This window comes from Rhodococcus sp. DMU1 (genome assembly GCF_012272955.1).
In the GTDB taxonomy this organism is placed as follows: Bacteria; Actinomycetota; Actinomycetes; order Mycobacteriales; family Mycobacteriaceae; genus Rhodococcus; species Rhodococcus aetherivorans.
The window spans coordinates 1,819,842-1,839,098 of sequence record NZ_CP050952.1 but is presented as its reverse complement, the minus strand read 5'-3'; the positions used below and the strand labels follow the sequence as shown (position 1 = coordinate 1,839,098).

Genomic DNA, 19,257 nt, shown 5'->3' with positions numbered 1-19,257 from the left:
AAGCGGCGGTGAACCTGCGCCGGAACCGGCGGGGGTCGGTACGGTCGGGGCGTGCTCTTCTCGACGATCGTCGCCACCTCACGGGCCGTCGGCACCACCCGGTCGCGACGGACCAAGGTGGAAGAACTGCGCAGCCTCCTCGCCGTCCTCGACCCCGTGGAGGTCGAGCCCGCGGTGTCGTGGCTGGCGGGCGAGCCCCGCCAGGGCCGCATCGGCGTGGGCTGGCGCACCCTCGCCGGGGCCCGCGTCGACCCGGCCGACGCGCCGTCGCTGACCGTCTCCGACGTCGACCGGGCCTTCACCGAGCTCGCCGGTCTGGCCGGGACCGGATCGACGGGGCGGCGCCGCGAACTGCTCGCCACGCTGCTCGGCGCGGCCACCACCGCCGAACAGGAGTTCCTGGTGCGGCTGCTCACCGGGGATCTGCGGCAGGGCGCGCTCGAGGGCGTGATGACCGACGCGGTGGCCGCCACGGCCGGTCTGCCCGCCGAGACGGTGCGCCGGGCGTTCATGCTCTCCGGGCAACTGTCCGTGACGGCGGCCGCCGCGCTCACCGGCGGCGCCGACGTGCTCACCGCGTTCCGTCTCGAGGTGGGCCGGCCGATCAGGCCGATGCTCGCCTCTCCCGCGCCGTCCCTCGCCGACGCCTACAGCCGGTTCGGCGGCGACGTCAGCGTCGAATACAAGCTCGACGGCGCCCGCATCCAGGTGCACCGCCACGACGAGACGGTGCGGGTGTTCACCCGCACCCTGCGCGAGATCACTGGCAGCGTACCGGAACTCGTCGATCTGGTCGCCGCGCTGCCGTGCACGTCGGTGGTGCTCGACGGCGAGACCCTGGCGCTCGACCCCGCGGGCCGGCCCCGGCCGTTCCAGGAGACCATGAGCCGCTTCGGCGCCGAGTCCGCCCACGATCTGTTGCTGCACCCGTACTTCTTCGACTGCCTGCACCTCGACGGCGTCGACCTGCTCGACGCACCGCTCGCCGAGCGTCTCGACGCCCTGCAGCGGGTCGCCCCCGAGCACCGGATCCCGGGCGTGCTGCAGCCGGACGACGCCGCAGCCAAGGCCCAGTTCGAGGCCGCGCTCGCCGCCGGACACGAGGGCGTCGTCGTCAAGGACCTCACCGCGCCCTACGCGGCGGGCCGGCGTGGCCGCGCCTGGCAGAAGGTCAAGCCGGAGCACACCCTCGACCTGGTGGTGCTCGGCGCCGAGTGGGGCTACGGCCGCCGCACCGGGTACCTGTCCAATCTCCATCTGGGCGCGCGGGACCCGGACGGCGGTGAACCGATCATGGTCGGCAAGACGTTCAAGGGGCTGACCGACGCGCTGCTGCAATGGCAGACCGAGGAATTCCCGCGGCACGAGCGCAGCCGCGACGCACACGCGGTGTACCTGCGGCCGGAGCTGGTCGTGGAGATCGAACTCGACGGCGTGCAGGTCAGCCCGCGCTACCCCGGCGGGGTGGCGCTGCGATTCGCGCGGGTGGTGCGCTACCGCCCCGACAAGACGGCTGCCGAGGCGGACACGATCGACGCGGTGCGGGCGCTGCTGCCGGCGACGGATTCCGGTTAGCGCCCCGCACTTCCGCCCGATACCGGATGTCGCTCGTGGCCGGTCATGCCCGCCCCTGGGCGAGCGACTCGACCACGGTGGCGAACATGGTGGACTTGATGACACCGAGGGTGCCGGGGTCTTTCCCCACGAGCGGGGTGACGAGCTCGACGGCGGCATCCAGGACGGTACCCTCGCCGGCTGTGCGGTCGACCAGGCCGGCAGCCTCGGCCTCGAGGCCGCCGTAACGGTGCCCGGTGGTCATCGCGGTGACTGCAGTCTGCGGGGTCAGCTTGGCCTGGATCAGGGCGGCCATGCCCGGCGTGAACGGGATGTGGATGTCGACCTCGGGGAAGCAGTAGTAGCCCCGGTCGGCGCGCATCACCCGGTAGTCGTGCGCGATGCCGAGCATGGCGCCCGCCCCGAACGCGTGCCCGACCACCGCGGCGACTGTCGGCAACGGGAAGGTGAGGATGCGGCTGAACAGCGCCTGCACCCGGCCGACGTACCACTGCGCCCGATCACCGTGCGCCGTCAACCATTCCAGGTCCAGGCCGTTGGAGTAGAACTTCCCCGTCGCCGTGGTGACGAGCGCGTGCGCGTTCTGCTGCGCTTCGTCGAGGAGGCGGTCGACGGTGTCGAGCCAGTCCGGGGAGAACCGGTTCTCGTCGTCGCCGAGGTCGAGGACGGCGATCTTGTCCCGGTAGGTCAGAGTGGCAGTCATCGAGAACCTTTCGTGTGGCCGCCGCGCCGGGGCGGCGCCGGCGGAGGATCGAGGGCGAGAACCGCACGGACCGCGGCCTCGAGGCGTTGCCGCAAGGCGGTGTCGGGGACACGCCGACGCCGGAGCAACAGCCCTGTGGGCAGACCGACGACGCAGTCCTCGACGACCGCGACCGCACGCGCGTCGCCGCGGCCCCACAATGTCCGAGTCAGGCGAACGAGCAGCGCGACCAGAACCGAATCGAGCCGGCTCAACTCTGCGGCGACATCCTCCGGCAGGTCGGACCCGAGCAACTCGTCGCGCCGGACGGTGAGCAGAAGACGCGAGGACTCGGGGAAGCGTGCGGCGAACGCCGCCGGGGTATCGGCAGCTGCGACGACGGCGTCGACCCCGACGGCCCAGCCCGGCGCCGAGGCGGAGCCGAGAACCTCGTCGACCGCCGCGTGTTGCAGGTCGAGGAAGCGGTGGGCCGCGCGCAACCAGGCCCGGCCGACCAGCCCGCCTCGTGAGCCGAACGCGTGATACAGAGCGCCGTTCGACATCCCCGTGGCCGCGGCGACCGCACGCAGCGTCACCGCACTCGCGCCACCCTCCACCACCAGACTTTCGGTGGTGTCGAGAACCTCGTCGAGGTCATGGATGCGGGGGCGGGGCACAGCGGGACCATAACAGAACATGCGCTCTATTACTAGGCGGTAACCGCGGGGTGGCGATCGGCTGCGCTGCCGAACCGCGGCCGGCCGTGCCGCGTCGCGTCGCGGACGGAGGCCCCCCGTTTCGCTGTCGGTGAATACCCCGGCCCCGGCGCCGGCGTCGTGCGAGACTTCGGGGCATGTCAGCAGCGGACCGGCCCGCCGTCGCGGATCTCGACGCCCGGCGCCGACAGCACCGTGCCCGGGGGCCGCGGCCCGAGCGCCTGCTGCGCGAGGTCTACGGGGAGATCCTGCGCGACGAACGCCGGGATCAGGACCGCAGCCTCGCCGACGTCGCGGCCGCGGTCGGCATGTCCAAGCAGTACCTGTCCGAGATCGAGCGCGGCCGCAAGGAGCCGTCGTCGGAGGTGCTGCGCTCGGTGTGCGGCGCGCTGCACCTGCCCGTCGAGCACCTGCTCTCGCGCGGGATCCGGCGGTTGACCGCCGCGCGAGTGAACGCGCAGGTCGAGCGGGTGCGCGACCCGCGCGTGGAGCTGTGCGCCGCCTGAGCCCCGGTCCCGCTGAGCGGAACCCGTGGTATCGCCCGTCGCTTCGGGGCTGGAGAATCCGCGTCCGACCCGACGATCCCCCCACTGCCGAGGAGACGAGCATGGATGCCGCCGGCCGTTTCGAGAACAAGGTCGCCTTCGTCACCGGCGCAGCCCGCGGCCAGGGCCGCGCCGAGGCGGTGCAGTTCGCCCGGGAGGGCGCCGACATCATCGCGATCGACGCGTGCATCGATTTCGCCTCGACCGCCTACCCGGGCGCCACGGAGGAGGATCTCGCGGAGACCGTGCGGCTGGTCGAGACGACCGGGCGTCGCATCGTCGCCACGACCGCGGACGTGCGGGACTTCGACGCGCTCTCGCGGGCACTCGCCGACGGCGTGGACCGGCTCGGCCGGCTCGACGTGGTCGTCGCCAACGCCGGCATCTGCTCGGGCGCGCTGTCGTGGGAGATCACCCTCGAGCAGTGGCGCGAAACGGTGGACGTCAACCTCACCGGAGTGTTCCACACCGCGAAGGCCGCCGTGCCCTACCTGATCGAGCAGGGCGAGGGCGGCGCGGTCGTCTTCACCAGTTCCGTCTCGGGTCTCAAGGGCACCCCGTTCACCGGCCACTACGTCGCGACGAAGCACGGCATCACCGGACTGGCGAAGACGATGGCGAACGAACTCGGCGAGCATCGGATCCGGGTCAACACCGTCCACCCGGCCGGGGTGGAGACCGGCATGAAGGTCAGCGACCTGCACCCGCTGATCGCGAAGTACGCGACCACTCTCGGCCCGATCTACATGAACTCCCTGCCGTACGAGATCCTGCAGCCCGAGGACGTCGCGGCCGTCGTCGCGTGGGTGTGCTCGGACGAGGCGAAGTACATCACCGGCGCGCAGATCCCGGTCGACCTGGGGAACCTGATCCGCTGAGCGCCCCCACCCAACGTGGCCGAATGTCACACCGCTTCGATCCGAGCGAACGCATGTCACATTCGGCCACCCGAAGGGGGGAGTGCACCCTGCGGCCCGGCCACTACGGCTCGCGGTCGACGATCAGCTCGTCGGCGAGCCCGTAGTCGATGGCCTCCTGCGCGGTGAAGACGCGGTCCCGATCGGTGTCCTTGCGCAGGCGCGCCGGGTCCTGACCGGTGTGCTCGGCAAGGATCTCCTCGGTCTGCGCGCGGATCCGCAACACCTCTGCGGCCTGGAGCGACAGGTCCGAGATCGTGCCCTGCCCCTGCGTCGACGGCTGGTGCAGCAGCACCCGCGAGTGGGCGAGCACGAAGCGCCGGCCCGGTGCTCCGGCCGCGAGCAGCACCGCCGCCGCGGACGCGGCCTGACCCATGCAGTACGTGGCGACGGGCGGCCGCAGGAACCGCATCGTGTCGTACACGGCCATCATCGCGGTGCTCGACCCACCGGGCGAATTGATGTAGAGGCCGATCTCCCGATCGGGCGACTCGGCTTCGAGGTGCAGCAGCTGGGCCATCACGACGTTCGCGACGCCGTCGTCGATCTCCGTGCCCAGAAAGATGATTCGCTCGTTCAGCAGCCTGCTGAACACGTCGAAGGACCGCTCCCCCGCCGGCGTCCGCTCGATCACGTGCGGAATCGTGTACTGGGACATGATCACAACCCCATCCGGCGACCGGCCGCGAACGGGGCGAGCTGACCGAACGAGTCGACCACTGCGTCGACGATGCCGTACTCGCGGGCCTGCTCGGGCGTGAACCACCGGTCCCGGTCGCTGTCGGCGGCGATCTGCTCCACCGGGCGCCCGGTCTCGGCCGCCAGGATCTCCTCGGACTGGCGCTTCATGTATTCCCAGTTGTCGGCCTGGATGGCGATGTCGATCGCGGTGCCGCCGATCCCCGCCGACGGCTGATGCATCATGATGCGACTGTGCGCCAAGGCGATCCGCTTGCCGTGCGTGCCGGCGGCGAGCAGCACCTGCCCCATGCTCGCGGCGAACCCGAGAGCCACGGTGACCACGTCGTTCGGAATCAGCTTCATGGTGTCGTAGATCGCGAGCCCGGCGAGGACCGATCCGCCCGGCGAGTTGATGTAGACGACCACGTCGCGTTCGGTGTCGGCCGTGGCGAGCAGGACGAGTTCGGAGCAGACCCGTTCGGCCGTGTCGTCGTTCACCTCCCCGGTCAGCAGCACCGTGCGGTGCTGGAAGAGCCGGTCGGCGAGTTGGTCGCGGTAGTTCAGCGGTGGTGTGGTGATCATGACCGTCATCCTGGCGCCGGTTCCGCGCGCCGGGGCGCTTCGTCTGCCGACGGCAGACACAGGTGATGTTGCAGGGGCGCGACCGGCGGATACGCTCCGGAGGTGACCTGGTCCCTGGAGTTGGTGCCCACCGCCGTCGGGGTGGCACTGCTCGTCGGGACGACGACCGCGGTGCTGTGGGGCTACCGCGCCCCGCATCAGTTCGCGCCGGCGATCGCGGTGCTGCGGGGCGCCGTGCAACTGGCCCTGATCAGCGTGGTGCTGTCCGGGGTGATCACGAATCCGATCTGGGTGGGCGCCGCCCTGCTCGTCATGTTCACCGTGGCGGCTCTCACCGCATCGCGCCGGATCGGCTGGAGCCCGGGACACGTGGCCCTCGTATCCGGTGCGATGGCGCTCGGGATCGCCGTGACGCTCACGATCGTCTTCGTCACCGGCGCCATCGAGTTCTCCCCGCGGTACGTGCTGGCCATCGGCGGCATCGTCGTCGGCAACGCCATGACGATCGCGACCCTCGCCGGGCGGCGCTTCACGGAACTGACCGGGGACAACTGGGACACCGTCGAGGGCTGGCTCGCGCTCGGTGCGACGCCGCGGCAGTCCACCCGCGAGCTCACGCGCCTGGCCGTCCACTCGGCGCTGATCCCGTCGACGGACCAGACCAAGACCACCGGGCTGGTGACGCTGCCGGGCGCCTTCGTCGGCGCGATCTTCGGGGGTGTGTCCCCGCTCGAGGCCGGACGCTTCCAGATCGTGGTGCTCGCCGCGATCATGGCCGCCGGAACGATCACCGCCGTCGTCCTCGTCTCCGGTCTGGCACCGGTCCGTACCCGGCCCGGCCTGCCGGACTGATCTCCGCAGCGCCCCGGACCGGGTGGCCGGGGGGCGTAGGATCGCAGGCAACCACTCGGTGCACGTTCGGTCGCCGCAGGGAGCGAGGATGGGCCCGTCGACGGTGCTCGACCACGCGCGGGCAGCGTTCCACGCGCGGGACTGGACGCGGGCGTTCGACGCGTTCCGCGCCGCCGACGCGCACGAGCCCCTCACCGCCGACGACCTCGACCTGTTCGCACGGTCGGCGTATCTGGTCGGCCGGGACGACGACTGCGCGACGCTGTACGAACGTGCGTTCTCGGCCCATCTCGACGCCGACGACCCCGAGCGGGCCGGACGCAGTGCCTTCTGGCTCTGCTTCCTGCTGATGAACCGTGGTGAGGTGGCGCGCGCCGGCGGCTGGCTCGCCCGGGCCCAGCACCTGAGCGAGCCCGGACGCCCGGACTGCGCGACGCGCGGCTTCCTGCTGCTGCCGGCGGCGGTGCAGGACATGCATGCGAACCGCCCGGCCGACGCCCTGCCCGCGTTCACCGCCGCCCAGGAAATCGGCCGGTCCTGCGGCGACGCCGACCTCGTCGCGCTGAGCACCCTCGGCATCGGGCAGTGCCGCATCCTGCTCGGCGACGTCACCGGCGGTCTCGGCACGCTGGACGAGGTGATGGTCGGCGTGACCCTCGAAGAGGTCTCGCCGGTCGTGGCCGGCCTGGTGTACTGCGCGGTGATCGAGGCCTGCCAGGACACGTTCCAGCTGCAGCGGGCCAGGGAATGGACGCGGGCACTCGGCCGCTGGTGCGACGCCCAGCCCGGCCTCGTCCCGTTCCGTGGACAGTGCCTCGTACACCGCGCGGAGATCCTGCAACTGGAGGGCGCCTGGACGGAGGCCATGGACCTGGCCCGGCTCGCGTTCCGTCGGCTGTCGGACCCACCGGGGCAACCGGCCGTCGGCATGGCCCTGTACGAACAGGGTGAACTGCACCGGCTGCGCGGCGAGTTCGACGAGGCCGAGGACGCCTACCGCCGCGCGGGCCGGCTGGGCCGCGAGATCCAACCGGGCATGGCGCTGTTGCGTCTGCGTCAGGGCGACCCCGACGCGGCGCTCGCCGGGATCCGGCGGGCGCTCGGCGAATCGCTTCCCCTCTATCGTCCGCGGCTGCTGGCGGGCCACGTGGAGGTCGCGCTCGCCGTCGGCGACGTCGCGGCCGCGCGCCGCAGCGCCGACGAACTCGCGGCGCTGGCCCGCGAACAGGACGCTCCGGCGTTGAATGCGATCGCCGAGCAGGTCACCGGGGCCGTCCTGCTCGCCGAGGGCGCACCGCGCGCCGCCCTCGACCGGCTGCGCCGCTCGTGCGGGCTCTGGCGCGGGTTCGAGGCGCCCTACGAGTGCGCGCGGGTGCGGGTGCTGCAGGGCCGCTGCTGTGACGCGCTCGGCGATGCCGAGTCGGCACGGCTCGAGTACGAGGCCGCGGCGGCGACGTTCCGGGACCTGCACGCCGAGCCGGACCTGCGGGACCTCGCGCGAGTGCCGACGCGGCCGGCCGCGCGGGGCCGGCTGACCCCGCGCGAGGTCGAAGTGCTGCGGGCCGTCGCCACCGGGAAGACCAACCGGGCCGTGGCCCGTGAACTCGTGTTGAGCGAGAAGACCGTGGCACGGCACCTGAGCAACATCTTCACCAAGCTCGACGTGTCCTCCCGGGCGGCCGCGACGGCATACGCGTACGAGCACCACCTGCTCTGAGCTGCACAGAATGACCCATCCGGGTTCTCGGCCGGCTACATAGTTCGCCCGACGCGGCCGATGCCGGCGGCGCCTAACGTCGTCCGTCCAGACCCCTCGAGCCAGGAGTTCCCCATGACCACCGACAGTGCACCCCGACTGATCGACACCGTCGTGATCGGCGCGGGCCAGGCGGGTCTGTCCGCCGGCTACCACCTCGCCCGGCGCGGCCGCTCTTTCCTGATCGTCGACGCGAACCGGCGGATCGGCGACAACTGGCGCAGCCACTGGGATTCGCTGCGCCTGTACAGCCCCGCCGGATACGACGGCCTGCCCGGCATGCCGTTCCCCGGCGATCCGCACCGGTTTCCGACGAAGGACGACGTCGCAAACTATCTCGAGGCATACGCCGCGCGGTTCGATCTCCCCGTCGCGGGCGGCACCCGGGTGCGTCGGCTCTCACGCGACGGCGACCGCTTCCTCCTCGACTGCGGCGAGATGCGGATCGAGGCCGGCAACGTCGTCGTCGCGACCGGCACGTTCGGCCGCACCCCGAGCATCCCGGAATTCGCGGCGGAGCTGGACCCGCGGATCGTGCAGCTGCACTCGAGCGAATACCGTAATCCGACGCAGCTGATCGACGGCCCGGTGCTCGTGGTGGGCGCCTCCCACTCCGGCGGCGACCTCGCCTACGAGGTGGCGACGTCCCATCCGACGATCCTGTGCGGCCGCGACACCGGGCAGCTCCCGGTGCGGATCGAGAGCCGCCGGATGCGGGTGCTCTTCCCGGTCCTGTGGTTCGTGTGGGGCCACGTGCTCTCCGTCCGCACCCCGCTCGGCCGGAAGGTGCGTGAACACGAACGCCGGCACGGCGCACCGCTGTTGCGGGTCAAGCGGGAGGATCTCGCCGAGCTCGGCGTCGAACGGATCACCGAACGGGTCACCGGGGTCGTCGACGGCCGTCCGGTCCTCGCCGGCGGGCGCGTCCTCGACGTGACGAACGTGTTGTGGTGCACCGGTTTCCGCCAGGTTTACGACTGGATCGACCTGCCGGTGCTCGGCCCGGACGGCTGGCCGCTCGAGGAGCACGGGGTGGTGACCGACATCCCCGGCCTGTACTTCACCGGGCTGTGCTTCCAGTCGTCGTTCCGCTCGATGCTCGTGGGCGGGGCCGGCGCGGACGCCGGGCACGTCGTCCGGCACCTGGTCGAGCACCGCGCGCCCGTCCCCGCTGGGGTTCCGACCCGATTCGGCGCTCCGGCGCACGGCCGTTCATACGGCTCGTCGGGGACCTACGCTACGTCCAGCCGGCGAGTGTCTCGGCTGCTGCCCGGTAGTCGATCGTCCCGGTAGAGACGGCGATCACCAGGTCGTACGCGTCGTCATCCGGCGCGTCGAGATCGAGCCCGTTGAGGCCGTAGAAGACGAACACCGCCATCCACGAGAGCCGCGTGTTGCCGTCGACCAGAGGATGGTTCCGCGCGATCGATTCGAGCAGCACCGCGGCCTTCTCGTGGATCGACGGATAGGCATCACGCCCGAAAAGCGAGGAGCGAGGTCGGTGCGCAGCCGAATCCAGGAGACCGAGATCGCGAATGTGCGGCACTCCCAGATCCGCCGCAAGCGCGAGCAGATCCTCGAGTTCCAGGTACTCGACGTTCACTGAGCCAATCGGTCGAGCAGCGCAGCGTATCGCTCCCGGCCGTCACGGGACAACGCCTGCACCCGCGTGTCCCGCACGCGCCGCGCCGCCGCCTCCGTGATGGCACGCACCGTCGCCTCGTGCTTACTCACACCGTCGGCCTCCGCCAACAGCGCAAGTGCTCGCTCCTGCTCTTCGGTCAACCGGAGTGTCATGGCCATGAGTCCGATGCTACCACTTTGGTATCACCGGACGGCCCGAGGGCCCGGCAGCTGCCGGCGCAGGCCGCTGGCTCGCAGCACCCGCCGCTCGACCCCGGCGCGGACGGCTTCCTCGGTGCCGATCAGGCGCACGTGACCGCGCGCCCGGGTGATCGCGGTGTACAGCAATTCGCGGGTCAGCAGCGAGGATTCGGGCGGGGGCAGGATCACCGAGACCGTGCCGTACTGGCTGCCCTGGCTGCGGTGGATGGTCATCGCGTACACGGTCTGCACGGCCGACAGCTGGCTCGGGTGGAGCCGGAACGGCTCCCTGCCGCGCGCGAACGCCGCGACGGGTTCGCCGGCGGCGTCGACGACCACGACGCCGGTGTCGCCGTTGTAGATGCGGGTCTCGTGGTCGTTGGCGGTGACGAGCAGCGGCTGACCCGGGTACCAGCGCTCGGCGTCGAGCCGCCGGCCGGTGTCGGTGGCGATCCACTCCATCGCCCGCCGCGCCCACCACTGCACCCCGTACGGTCCCTCGCGGTGCGCGCACAGCAGGCGGTGCGTCTCGAACTGCTCGAGCGCAGTCCCGGCGTCGCCCGCGACGGCGGCGGCGGTGACGGTCGCGGCGGTGGTGACGACGTCGTGCCGCAGGGCCTCCAGGTCGTTCGGGGCGTGGAAGGACACCTCGGTGCCACCGCCCCCGAGAATCCGCATCACCGCGTCGGCGTCGCCCTCCCGCACGGCGACGGCCAGGTGTGCGATGTCGCCACCGAACCGCCGGCCGCGGCTGAGCCGGATCACGCCGCCGCGCAGCCGGTTCCGTTCCCCCGGCGAGAGCGCCGCCTCGGCGGGGTCGTCGCCGGCGTCGAGGTCGGGTCCCACGACGCGGCCGAGAACGGGGTTTCCCGCGGCGGTGACGGGACGGGCCACGAGGTCGGCCAGGACGGCGCCGGCGTCGACGGAGGTCAGCTGGTCGGGGTCGCCCACCAGGATCAGGCGGGTGCCGGAGCGGACGGCCTCGAGCAGCCGGCACATCATGGTCAGCGACACCATCGACGTCTCGTCGACGACCACGACGTCGTAGGGCAGATGGTTGCCGGCGTGGTAGCGATACCGGGTGCGGCCGCGCTGCCAGCCGAGCATGCGGTGCAGGGTCATCGCGGACAGGTCGGCGCGCAGGCCCAGCGGCTCGGCCTGCTCGCGGACGGATTCCTGCAGCCGGGCCGCGGCCTTGCCGGTGGGCGCGGCCAATCCGATGCGCAGGGCGGGGCCGTGCAGCGTGGTCAGGAGCGCCAGGATCCGGGCGACGGTGTGGGTCTTGCCGGTGCCCGGCCCGCCGGCGATGACCGTGGTCCACCCGGTGGCGGCCAGCGCCGCGGCGATGCGCTGCCGATCCGGTGCGGCGGCCGGGCGGCCGGGGTCGTGCTGGTCCCGGAACAGCTCCTGCAGCCCCCGCTCGAGCGTCTGCTCGTCGACGACGGGATGACCGAGCCCGCGGGCGTCGAGGATCTGCCGGACCGTCTCTTCCTGACGGAAGTAGCGCTCGAGATACAGCAGCGGGCCGTCGGCGGTGTCCACCAGGCGCAGCGGGCGCAGCGGGCCGCGGTCGCCGCCGACGACGAGCGGACTGCGGCGCAACCCGGCGACGACGGCGTCGTCGTCCGGCCACGGCAGCGCCGCGAGATCCACCTCTGCGGCCTCGTCGACGGTGACCTCCCGCAACCGGGTCAGGTCCAGGCACACCGAACCGGCACGCACGGCGCGCACGGCCAACGCGGTCGCGAGGTGCACGTCCTCGGCGGTCTCCCCGGACAGCTGGGCCAGCCGCAGCGCGACGTGCACGTCGGCGGCCGCGAGCACCCCGGCCTCGTTGAAGACCCGCAGGGCCCCCTTGCCACGCTGGGCCACCTGGGCGTTCGTCACGGGACCTCCTTGCCTGCCAGCAGGTCGGACAGTTCGGCGACGAGGGCGGGCGGCGGCGCCCAGTCGAACACGCCGCAGCCCGCGGGGGTGTCCGGGCCGACCATGCCGCGCACGAACAGGTACTGCACGCCGCCGAGGTGCACGGCCGGGTCGTACCCGGGCAGCCGCCACCGCAGATACCGGTGCAGGGCAACGGCATACAGCAGCGCCTGCATCGGGTAGTGGGCGCGCAGCATCTCCTCGGCCATCCGGTCCCGGGTGTAGTGGGCGGTGGTGAGCTCCTCCGGCCCGAGCCGGTTCGTCTTGTAGTCGACGATCACGAATCGCGGCTCGGTGCCGTGGATCCGCAGGACCGAATCGATGCTGCCGGTGAGGTAGCCGCGCAGCGGGGTCGGCTCGAGGATGCCCACGAGATCGGCGTAGGACGCGAACGGGTCGCCGGCGGGCAGGTGAGCACGCAGCAGCCGGGCGACACCGTCGAGGGTGACGGTGGTGGCGACGGGGTCGTCACCCCCGGCGAGGGGCAGCTCGAAGTCGAGTTCGGCGAGCCGGTCGGCGGGAGCGATGTCGGCGAGCGTGCCCGCGCCCCCGGCGAGCGGGGTGCGCAGGACCGGCAGCAGGGCCTCGGCCAGCTCCTCGGGGTCGACGTCGGAGAATTGTTCGGCGACGATGTCGCGGCAACAGCGCAGCAGTTCCGCCCCGAGGTCGGCGGCCGCGGTGTCGACGACCTCGAGCACCGCGTGCACGAGGGTGCCGAACACGGCCCCGCCGGGCAGGGGGTTCATCGGGGACGCGATGCCGTCGTCCGCCGCGTCGGCCGGCAGCAGCGGGGGTTCCTCGGGTTCGTCGGTCTTCGCGGGCTGTTCGGCCTCGGCGCCCGCGCCGGGCCCCTCGTGGGCGGCGGCGGTGAGGGCGGTATAGGAGGTGCGCCGCCAGGCGTCGTCGAGCTCGCGGTCGAAGCGGGCGGCCTCGAGTTCCACGACGGTCTCGTGCGGCCGCACCCACGTGACGGCGGGGATCGGCGCCGATCCGACGGCCTCGACGGACACCGTGCCTGCGGCCCGGCCGGCCCACCCGGTCAGCTGCTGCGCCACGATCGGGTCCTCGGGCACGCGCGCCTTGTGGGCGATCTCGGACGTGCCCGGCACGCGGCCGAAGAGCATGCGGTGCAGCGGGGCACCGGAGGTGCTGTACCCCGGAGCCCACCACAGCACCAGGTGACAGCGGGCGCGGGTCAGCGCGACGTAGAGCAGGCGCAGTTCCTCGCCGGCCACCTCCTCGTCGTGGCGCCGGCGGCGCTCGCCGTAGCCCGCGCTGCCCTCGCCGCCGACGTCGAGGACGCGGCGGCCGTCGTCGTCGTGGAGCAGGAGCCGGTCGGGTTTCGACCGGACGCCCGACTCCCACGCGAACGGCACGTACACGACGGGGAATTCGAGGCCCTTGCTGGCGTGGACGGTGAGCACCTGCACCGCGGCGGCGTCGCTGTCGAGGCGGCGGCTGCGGTCGGCACGGGCCGTGCCCGCCTCGGCGATCCGTTCCGTCAGCCAGCGGGTCAGCGCCGTGACACCCAGCGCCTCGGCCGACGCGGTCTCGTCGAGCAGTTGCGCGAGGTGCCGCAGATCGGTCAGTTCCCGCTCGCCGCCCGGCCATCCCAGCAGCCGCGGTTCGAGGTCGCAGAACGCGGCGAGGCGCTCGAAGAGCGCGGCGAAGCCGGACCGCTCGAACACGACGTCCAGTTCGCGCAGCAGGGTGCCGATCGCGGCGACGAGTTCGTCGCCCCGGGTATCGACGTCCTCGGCGGTGCGGCCCATCAGCGAGGTCAGAGCGGCCAACCGCACCCGGTCGGGGCGGTGCGGCTGTTCGAGCGCCTGCAGCACCCGCAGCCATTCCCGCGCGGCCGGGGTCGCGAAGACACTCGTCCCGCCGGCCAGCACGGCCGGGATCCCGGCACCGGTGAGCGCCCCGTGGACGAGGGCGACCTGCGCATTGGTGCGCACCAGGACCGCGACGTCGCCGGGTTCGACGGGCCGGCGGCCGGCCCCGAGGTCGACGGTGACGTCGCCACCGAGCAGGGCCGCGACGTCGGCCGCGACGTCGCGTGCCACCCGTTCCTGCAGCGCCTGGGCCTTCGGGAAACCGGAGGCGCCGCACGGGCCGGCCCCGGTCCGCGGCAGGTGCCGCAGCCGCAGCGGCGCTGCCCCGGCGATCCGGGACGCCGGCTGCGCCGCCTCCACCGGGTGCGCGACGATCCGCGGATCACCCAGGGCCGCACCGCCGTACAGATGGTCGAGGGCGGCGAGCAGGTTCCCGTCGCTGCGCCAGTTGCAGACGAGTTCCTGGTGGCCGTCGGCGAACTCCATCGCGCCGAGGTAGCTCAGCACCTCGGCGCCGCGGAACGCGTAGATGGCCTGCTTCGGGTCGCCGACGAGGACGAGGGTCGTGCGGCGGTGGAACGCGCTGCGCAGGATCTCCCACTGCAGCGGGTCGGTGTCCTGGAACTCGTCGACGAGCACGACGCGGAAGCGGGAGCCGATGCGGCGGCACGCGGCCTCGCCGTGCTCCGGGTCGGTCAGCACCGCGTGCAGCAGCGCGAGCTGGTCGTCGTAGTCCCGCAGGCCCGCGAGGCGCTTGCGCCGGTCGACCTCGGCCCGCACGGCCCGGGCGAACTCGACGCGTTCCCCGGCGGGCGTGCCGTCGGCGCCCTCGGGGGCGAGGGCGGCCTGGGGGTCGAAGACCGCGGCGCGCGCGGCCTCCGCGGCCTCGGCATGCGAGATCGGTGCCCTGTCCGCCCGCCCGTACCGGCGCAGGTACAGGTCCGCGATGACCTCGATGGTCAGGTCGTCGACGTCCTCGACGAGCACCGCGTCGGTGTCCCGCTCGCCGGCGGTACCGAGCTCGTCGAGCATGCGCTGGCAGAACCCGTGCGTGGTGGCGATGGTGGCGGCGTCGAAGTCGGACAGGGCCCGCAGCAGCCGGCGCCGGTGCGTGGCCACGTCGCCGCCGGCGAGGTGCCGGATCAGCTCGTCGGGGTGGTGCCGCGCGGCCTCCGGGTCGGCCAGCGCCCGCGCGACGCCGGCGAACCGGTCCCGGGTGCGTTCGCGCAGTTCCTGCGTCGCGGCGCGGCTGAACGTCACCAGCAGCAGCTGCGACAGCTCCGCCGCCCCCTCGGCGACGAACCGGGTGGCCAGGCCGACGATGGCGTAGGTCTTGCCGGTTCCCGCGCTGGCCTCGAGCACGGTGGTGCCCGTCGGGAGCGCCCCGAGCAGGTCGAACTTCGATACGGTTCGGGTCACGGACGCCCCTGGATCTCGTTGGACAGCAACGGCTCCCACAGGCGCCGCGCGAGGGCGCCGAACCGGGTGGGCTCGCCGTGCCACGCCTGCTCGTCGTCGCGGGCGGCGACGGCGGTCAGGTCCCGCAGCGTCACGCCGGAGCCGTACAGGTAGGCGATGTGCCGGTCGGTGCGTTCGCCGTAGGTGGAGCCGAACTCCTGGGCGGCGGCGTCGACGCCCATCTCGACGGAGTCGCCGCGGTGTCGCCGCTCGGCGTACTCCGCGGCGGCGGCGGTGGCCGTCGGCAGCGGCTCGTGCAGCCCGCGGTCGCGCAGGTCCACGAGCCGGGCGAGCTGCTCGAGCGCGTCGGCGGGGGCGTTGATCGTGGACCGCCAGGCCGGGCTGCTGCGGAACCGGCCGCGGCCGGTGGTGATCGCCTGCCACTGCCCCGGCCGATCCGACGCGGCGACGGCGAGCAGGTGCACCCAGGCGGTGAGGCGGTGCTTCGGCGCCAGCCGGGAGAAGGTGCTGCGGGCGACGACGGTGCCGTGGACCCCGCCGACCGTGCCGGTCAGCCGCCGGCCGTCGCCGAGGTCGACGTTCACGTCGACGGTGTCGGCCGGTCCCGTGTAGATCGGCCGGCACACCGCCACCAGGGCGTCCACGGTGCCGGCGACGTCGTCGAGCGCGAGTTCGCCGAGCCGGTACGGCGGCAGTGTCCCGCGCCGCCATTCGGCGGCCCGGAAGTCCGCGGGGTCCGTGCCGGCGAGCAGCGCCTCGAGCATGCGGTCGCCGAGGTCCCACCGGGCGAGCGGGTCGAGCCCGATGTCGAGGGCGTCCGCGATGTCCTCGTCCCGGTCGGGCACCCGCACCCCGAGCCGCTGCCGCAGGAACGCCTGGGTGGGGTGGGTGACGAACGCGACGAGGTCGGCGAGGTCGACGTCGGTGCGCGCGACGGGCGCGAGCGGACGGTGCAGCAGCCCGGGCCGGTGCCTCGCCGGATGCTGCGCGGCGCGCGCCCCGGCGAGTGCGGCCCGGTCGAAGCTCAGCGGGCGGCCGGGCCGGAAGTTGCGCGGATCGAACGGCTGCAGCGGATGCCGGGTGACGACCTCGGCCATGCCCTCGGGTCCGACCATCGTCTCGACCACGTCGCGCAGCTCGCTGAGCGGGATCGCCGGGGGCCGGCGGGCGCCGGTGACCGGGTCCGCACCGGTGTAGAACAGCAGCAGCGTCTCCCCCGCCGACATGACGGCGTCGAGCAGCAACTGCCGGTCCTCGCTGCGCGGATCACGTTCTCCCAGACAGGGGTTCAAAGCCAGCACGTCGTCACCGTCGATGTGCGCGGTGCGGGGGAAGACCTCGTCGTCGAGGCCGAGCAGGACCACGACCCGGTGCGGCACCGACCGCATCGGCACCATCGTGCACACGGTCAGTTCACCGGTGCGAAAGTTCGCGCGCGTCGGCCGCCCCGCGAGCCGGGCCGCCAGCATGGCCCGCACGTCGGCGAGCCGCAGCGGCGCCGGCCCGGCGTGCTCGACGGCGGCCGCGAGTTCGCGGTGCGCCTGGGCGAGCTGCCAGGCGTCGGCGGGCTCGACGTCGGTCAGCAGGTCCAGTGCGCGGGCGAGGGCGGCGGCCCACTGCGCGGCCGGTTGCGGACCGCGCAGGCCGTGGAGCGCCACCGTCAGCCGGTCGATGTACTCGGCGAACCGTCCGGTCAGGTCGATGTCGTTGCTCTCGACGTCGTCGAGCGGGAGGGTGAGCCCGAGCCACTCGCTCTGCGACTCGTCGGCGGCCGCACCGAGCAGGATCCGGTCCAGTGCCGTGCCGAAGGTGTTCTGCGGGAAGTCCCCGAGCCCGAAGGCGTTTCGCTGCCCCTTGCCGATGCCCCATCGGGCGCCGGCGGCGGCGGTCCACTCCTGCAGCCGTTCGAGGTCGTCGTCGACGAGGCCGAACCGCCGGCGCACCGGCGCGGCGGCGGCGAGGTCGAGGACCTCGCTGGCGGTCACCCGCGCGTCGGCGAGGTCCACGAGCGTCGACACGACCGCCAGCACCGGGTTGGTGCGGCGCAGGCCCCGATCGGCCAGACGCACCCGCAACCGGTGCCCGGGGTGTCCGGAAGCGTCGCGCTGGGCGAGGGCGCCCTGACCGAAGGCGGCCTGCACGAGCGGCGCGTAGGTCTCCACGTCCGGGCACATGACGACCACGTCGCGCGGTTCGAGACCCGGATCGTCCGCGAACAGGTGCAGCAGGCACTCGCGCAGCACCTCGACCTGCCGGGCCGGGCCGTGACAGGCGTGGATGCGGATCGTGCCGTCGGCGACCGCGGAGCGGGCCGGGGGCCGGTCGGCGCGGAGGTCGTCCTGCAGCCGGCCGAGGAGGGTGTCGGGGCCGGGCCGGCCGGTGTGGTGCACGTCGGCGACTCCGGGGCCGGCCAGGTGCGCGCGCAGTTCGCGCACGTCACGGGCCAGGCTCGCCAGGAGGGGGTGCTGCACCGCGAGGGCGCTGCGGTCGTCGGCGCGCCGGCGCACCGGCTCCGCGGCCGCCTGCCCCTCCCACATGGCCGGGCTGGGGTGCGGAATCCACAGGTGCACATCGCGGTTCGCGGCGATCGCGGACAGCACGGCGCACTGGGCGACGGTGAGCCGGGTGGGTCCGAACAGCGACAGCCGCGACGGCCAGTCCACGAGCGCGGGCTCGGCGCGCAACCGCGCGCAGGCGGCGGTGAGCCGCTCGGCGGGACTGTCGTCGCCGATGCGCTCGCGCAGCCGCCGCCACAGCCGTGCCTGCCACCCGAGGTGGTCGGCGAGGCCGTGGCCGGTGCCGTCCGTGTCGCGTCCGGCGGCCCAGTCGACGAGCATCTCCGGGCGCTGCGTGGAGTAGCTGCGGAACAGGCCGGCCAGGTGGGCGGCGGTGGCGTAGCGACGGCCGGCGCGGTGATCGACGCCGTCGCGGCCGAGATGCCGGGCGAGGACGGTGCACCACGATTCGTCGAGGCAGTCGTCGACGACGTCGAGCAGCGTCCACAGCATCCGGTCGGGATGCCACGGGTCGTCCTCCGCCGCCCGGCCGGTGGCGGCGGCCAGTGCCTCGTCCACCAACCGTGCCGGCGACGGGTGGTCGATGTTGGCGGCGACGCCGTCGCCGCAGGTGCCCCCGAGCACCGTCGACAGCCGCTGGGTCAGCCACCGCTCGACCCCCTTGGCGGGGACGGCGACGAGCTCGCGGGCGAACGGGTCGGCGAGGGGCACGGCGAGCAGGTCGGCGAGGGCGGCCGCCAGGGTGTCGGCGCGCTCGGCGCGGTGCAGCGTCAGCACGCAGGTCCCCTCGTCGCTCGGTGTGTTCCGGTCCTCCACCGGCTTATCACACCGCGGTGACAGGGCTCGCCGCCGCGGCGGTGCAGCAGGCGCGGCGCGGGCGGTCGCGGCAGGTCAGCGCGACAGCCACGCCGCGATCGCGATCCGATCGTTCTCGACGATCTGCAGGACCATCCCGTGCACCATCGACTCGATCCGGCCCCCGAGGAGCGGGACCCGGACCACGACCTGCCCTTGTACGTCGATGAACGTGCCGCCGGTCTCGCTCACCCGCAGCCGCGAGCGTCCCTCGAGGGCGACGGGCAGGCCGGTGGCGCCTCCGGACATCCGCCCCTCGGCGGCCTCGCCCATCAGCGGACCCCATTCGTCCGTGCGCTCGATGACCAGCGGGCCGCGCAGCATCCCGCGCACGATCGACGGCAGCTCCGAGGGTTCGGACCGGTCCGTGACGGTCACGCGCAGGGTGCCCGGACCGTGCGGTTCCTCGACCACCGCGGTGGCGCTCGCCCGGTCCGCCACCCGGTCGAGCCAGTACCGCTCGTCGATCAGGGCCGCGTGCACGTCCCGGACGTGGTGGTCCAGCTCGGTGGTGAAGGCGAAGGACTTCGGCATGAGCTGCACATTATCGGCCCGCCCGGACCGTTGACAGGGCTC

Annotated in this window: 16 protein-coding genes; 6 read left to right on the top strand and 10 right to left on the bottom strand. The window is 73.1% G+C overall.

Annotated features, from left to right (window positions below; genetic code table 11):
- Positions 1-51 precede the first annotated feature (51 nt).
- Positions 52-1,575, top strand: coding sequence for an ATP-dependent DNA ligase (locus HFP48_RS08710; RefSeq protein ID WP_168579360.1), 1,524 nt, complete (start codon positions 52-54; stop codon positions 1,573-1,575).
- 43 nt (positions 1,576-1,618) lie between these two features.
- Here the strand turns inward: HFP48_RS08710 and HFP48_RS08705 are convergent, their stop codons facing one another.
- Complete coding sequence (locus HFP48_RS08705; RefSeq protein ID WP_006948048.1) at positions 1,619-2,278, bottom strand: enoyl-CoA hydratase-related protein; 660 nt, start codon at positions 2,276-2,278, stop codon at positions 1,619-1,621.
- Positions 2,275-2,934, bottom strand: coding sequence for a TetR/AcrR family transcriptional regulator (locus tag HFP48_RS08700; protein ID WP_006948046.1), 660 nt, complete (start codon positions 2,932-2,934; stop codon positions 2,275-2,277). Before HFP48_RS08700 ends, HFP48_RS08705 begins: the two co-directional genes overlap by 4 nt.
- Before the next feature lie 176 nt (positions 2,935-3,110).
- Here HFP48_RS08700 and HFP48_RS08695 point away from each other — a divergent pair, with 176 nt between their 5' ends.
- Together HFP48_RS08695 and HFP48_RS08690 are read left to right on the top strand one after the other, a co-directional pair.
- Positions 3,111-3,479 carry a helix-turn-helix transcriptional regulator gene (locus HFP48_RS08695; protein ID WP_102799778.1) on the top strand — a complete coding sequence of 123 codons (369 nt, stop codon included), beginning with the start codon at positions 3,111-3,113 and terminating at the stop codon, positions 3,477-3,479.
- A gap of 101 nt (positions 3,480-3,580) precedes the next feature.
- Positions 3,581-4,396 carry a mycofactocin-coupled SDR family oxidoreductase gene (locus tag HFP48_RS08690; protein ID WP_006948042.1) on the top strand — a complete coding sequence of 272 codons (816 nt, stop codon included), beginning with the start codon at positions 3,581-3,583 and terminating at the stop codon, positions 4,394-4,396.
- Between the two features lie 103 nt (positions 4,397-4,499).
- Here HFP48_RS08690 and HFP48_RS08685 read toward each other — a convergent pair whose 3' ends face one another.
- Positions 4,500-5,093 carry an ATP-dependent Clp protease proteolytic subunit gene (locus HFP48_RS08685; RefSeq protein ID WP_029542284.1) on the bottom strand — a complete coding sequence of 198 codons (594 nt, stop codon included), beginning with the start codon at positions 5,091-5,093 and terminating at the stop codon, positions 4,500-4,502.
- A 2-nt stretch (positions 5,094-5,095) separates the two neighbouring features.
- Positions 5,096-5,695 carry an ATP-dependent Clp protease proteolytic subunit gene (locus tag HFP48_RS08680; protein ID WP_196813355.1) on the bottom strand — a complete coding sequence of 200 codons (600 nt, stop codon included), beginning with the start codon at positions 5,693-5,695 and terminating at the stop codon, positions 5,096-5,098.
- 105 nt (positions 5,696-5,800) lie between these two features.
- Between HFP48_RS08680 and HFP48_RS08675 the strand changes: the two genes are divergently transcribed.
- From HFP48_RS08675 to HFP48_RS08665, 3 genes are all read left to right on the top strand, one after another.
- Positions 5,801-6,550 carry an ABC transporter permease gene (locus HFP48_RS08675; RefSeq protein ID WP_043799209.1) on the top strand — a complete coding sequence of 250 codons (750 nt, stop codon included), beginning with the start codon at positions 5,801-5,803 and terminating at the stop codon, positions 6,548-6,550.
- An 88-nt stretch (positions 6,551-6,638) separates the two neighbouring features.
- Complete coding sequence (locus tag HFP48_RS08670) at positions 6,639-8,267, top strand: LuxR family transcriptional regulator (RefSeq protein WP_050034841.1); 1,629 nt, start codon at positions 6,639-6,641, stop codon at positions 8,265-8,267.
- A gap of 114 nt (positions 8,268-8,381) precedes the next feature.
- Positions 8,382-9,599, top strand: a complete 1,218-nt coding sequence (locus HFP48_RS08665) for an FAD-dependent oxidoreductase (protein ID WP_161996189.1) — start codon at positions 8,382-8,384, stop codon at positions 9,597-9,599.
- Here the strand turns inward: HFP48_RS08665 and HFP48_RS08660 are convergent.
- From HFP48_RS08660 to HFP48_RS08635, 6 genes are all read right to left on the bottom strand, one after another.
- The gene (locus HFP48_RS08660) at positions 9,544-9,909 is read right to left on the bottom strand and encodes a type II toxin-antitoxin system death-on-curing family toxin (RefSeq protein WP_043799206.1); all 366 of its coding nucleotides are present in this window, start codon (positions 9,907-9,909) and stop codon (positions 9,544-9,546) included. The two genes, HFP48_RS08665 and HFP48_RS08660, sit on opposite strands and share 56 nt — an antisense overlap.
- Positions 9,906-10,109 carry a hypothetical protein gene (locus tag HFP48_RS08655; protein ID WP_006948033.1) on the bottom strand — a complete coding sequence of 68 codons (204 nt, stop codon included), beginning with the start codon at positions 10,107-10,109 and terminating at the stop codon, positions 9,906-9,908. Before HFP48_RS08655 ends, HFP48_RS08660 begins: the two co-directional genes overlap by 4 nt.
- Positions 10,110-10,133: 24 nt before the next feature.
- Positions 10,134-12,017, bottom strand: coding sequence for an exodeoxyribonuclease V subunit alpha (gene recD, locus HFP48_RS08650; RefSeq protein ID WP_168579359.1), 1,884 nt, complete (start codon positions 12,015-12,017; stop codon positions 10,134-10,136).
- Positions 12,014-15,310, bottom strand: coding sequence for a UvrD-helicase domain-containing protein (locus HFP48_RS08645; RefSeq protein ID WP_210432815.1), 3,297 nt, complete (start codon positions 15,308-15,310; stop codon positions 12,014-12,016). The genes recD and HFP48_RS08645 overlap by 4 nt, the downstream gene beginning before the upstream one ends.
- Positions 15,307-18,603: an exodeoxyribonuclease V subunit gamma gene (gene recC / locus HFP48_RS08640; protein WP_168579357.1), complete on the bottom strand. Its 3,297-nt coding sequence runs from the start codon at positions 18,601-18,603 to the stop codon at positions 15,307-15,309. Before recC ends, HFP48_RS08645 begins: the two co-directional genes overlap by 4 nt.
- Before the next feature lie 114 nt (positions 18,604-18,717).
- A complete protein-coding gene (locus tag HFP48_RS08635) occupies positions 18,718-19,215 on the bottom strand; it encodes a DUF2505 domain-containing protein (protein WP_006948023.1) in 498 nt (165 codons plus the stop codon).
- Positions 19,216-19,257: the final 42 nt, after the last annotated feature.

Coding starts and splice junctions, on each gene's coding strand:
- HFP48_RS08705 (WP_006948048.1), bottom strand. CDS start 2,278: ATGACTGCCACTCTGACCTACCGGGACAAGATCGCCGTCCTCGACCTC.
- HFP48_RS08695 (WP_102799778.1), top strand. CDS start 3,111: ATGTCAGCAGCGGACCGGCCCGCCGTCGCGGATCTCGACGCCCGGCGC.
- HFP48_RS08690 (WP_006948042.1), top strand. CDS start 3,581: ATGGATGCCGCCGGCCGTTTCGAGAACAAGGTCGCCTTCGTCACCGGC.
- HFP48_RS08685 (WP_029542284.1), bottom strand. CDS start 5,093: ATGTCCCAGTACACGATTCCGCACGTGATCGAGCGGACGCCGGCGGGG.
- HFP48_RS08670 (WP_050034841.1), top strand. CDS start 6,639: ATGGGCCCGTCGACGGTGCTCGACCACGCGCGGGCAGCGTTCCACGCG.
- HFP48_RS08665 (WP_161996189.1), top strand. CDS start 8,382: ATGACCACCGACAGTGCACCCCGACTGATCGACACCGTCGTGATCGGC.
- HFP48_RS08655 (WP_006948033.1), bottom strand. CDS start 10,109: ATGGCCATGACACTCCGGTTGACCGAAGAGCAGGAGCGAGCACTTGCG.
- HFP48_RS08635 (WP_006948023.1), bottom strand. CDS start 19,215: ATGCCGAAGTCCTTCGCCTTCACCACCGAGCTGGACCACCACGTCCGG.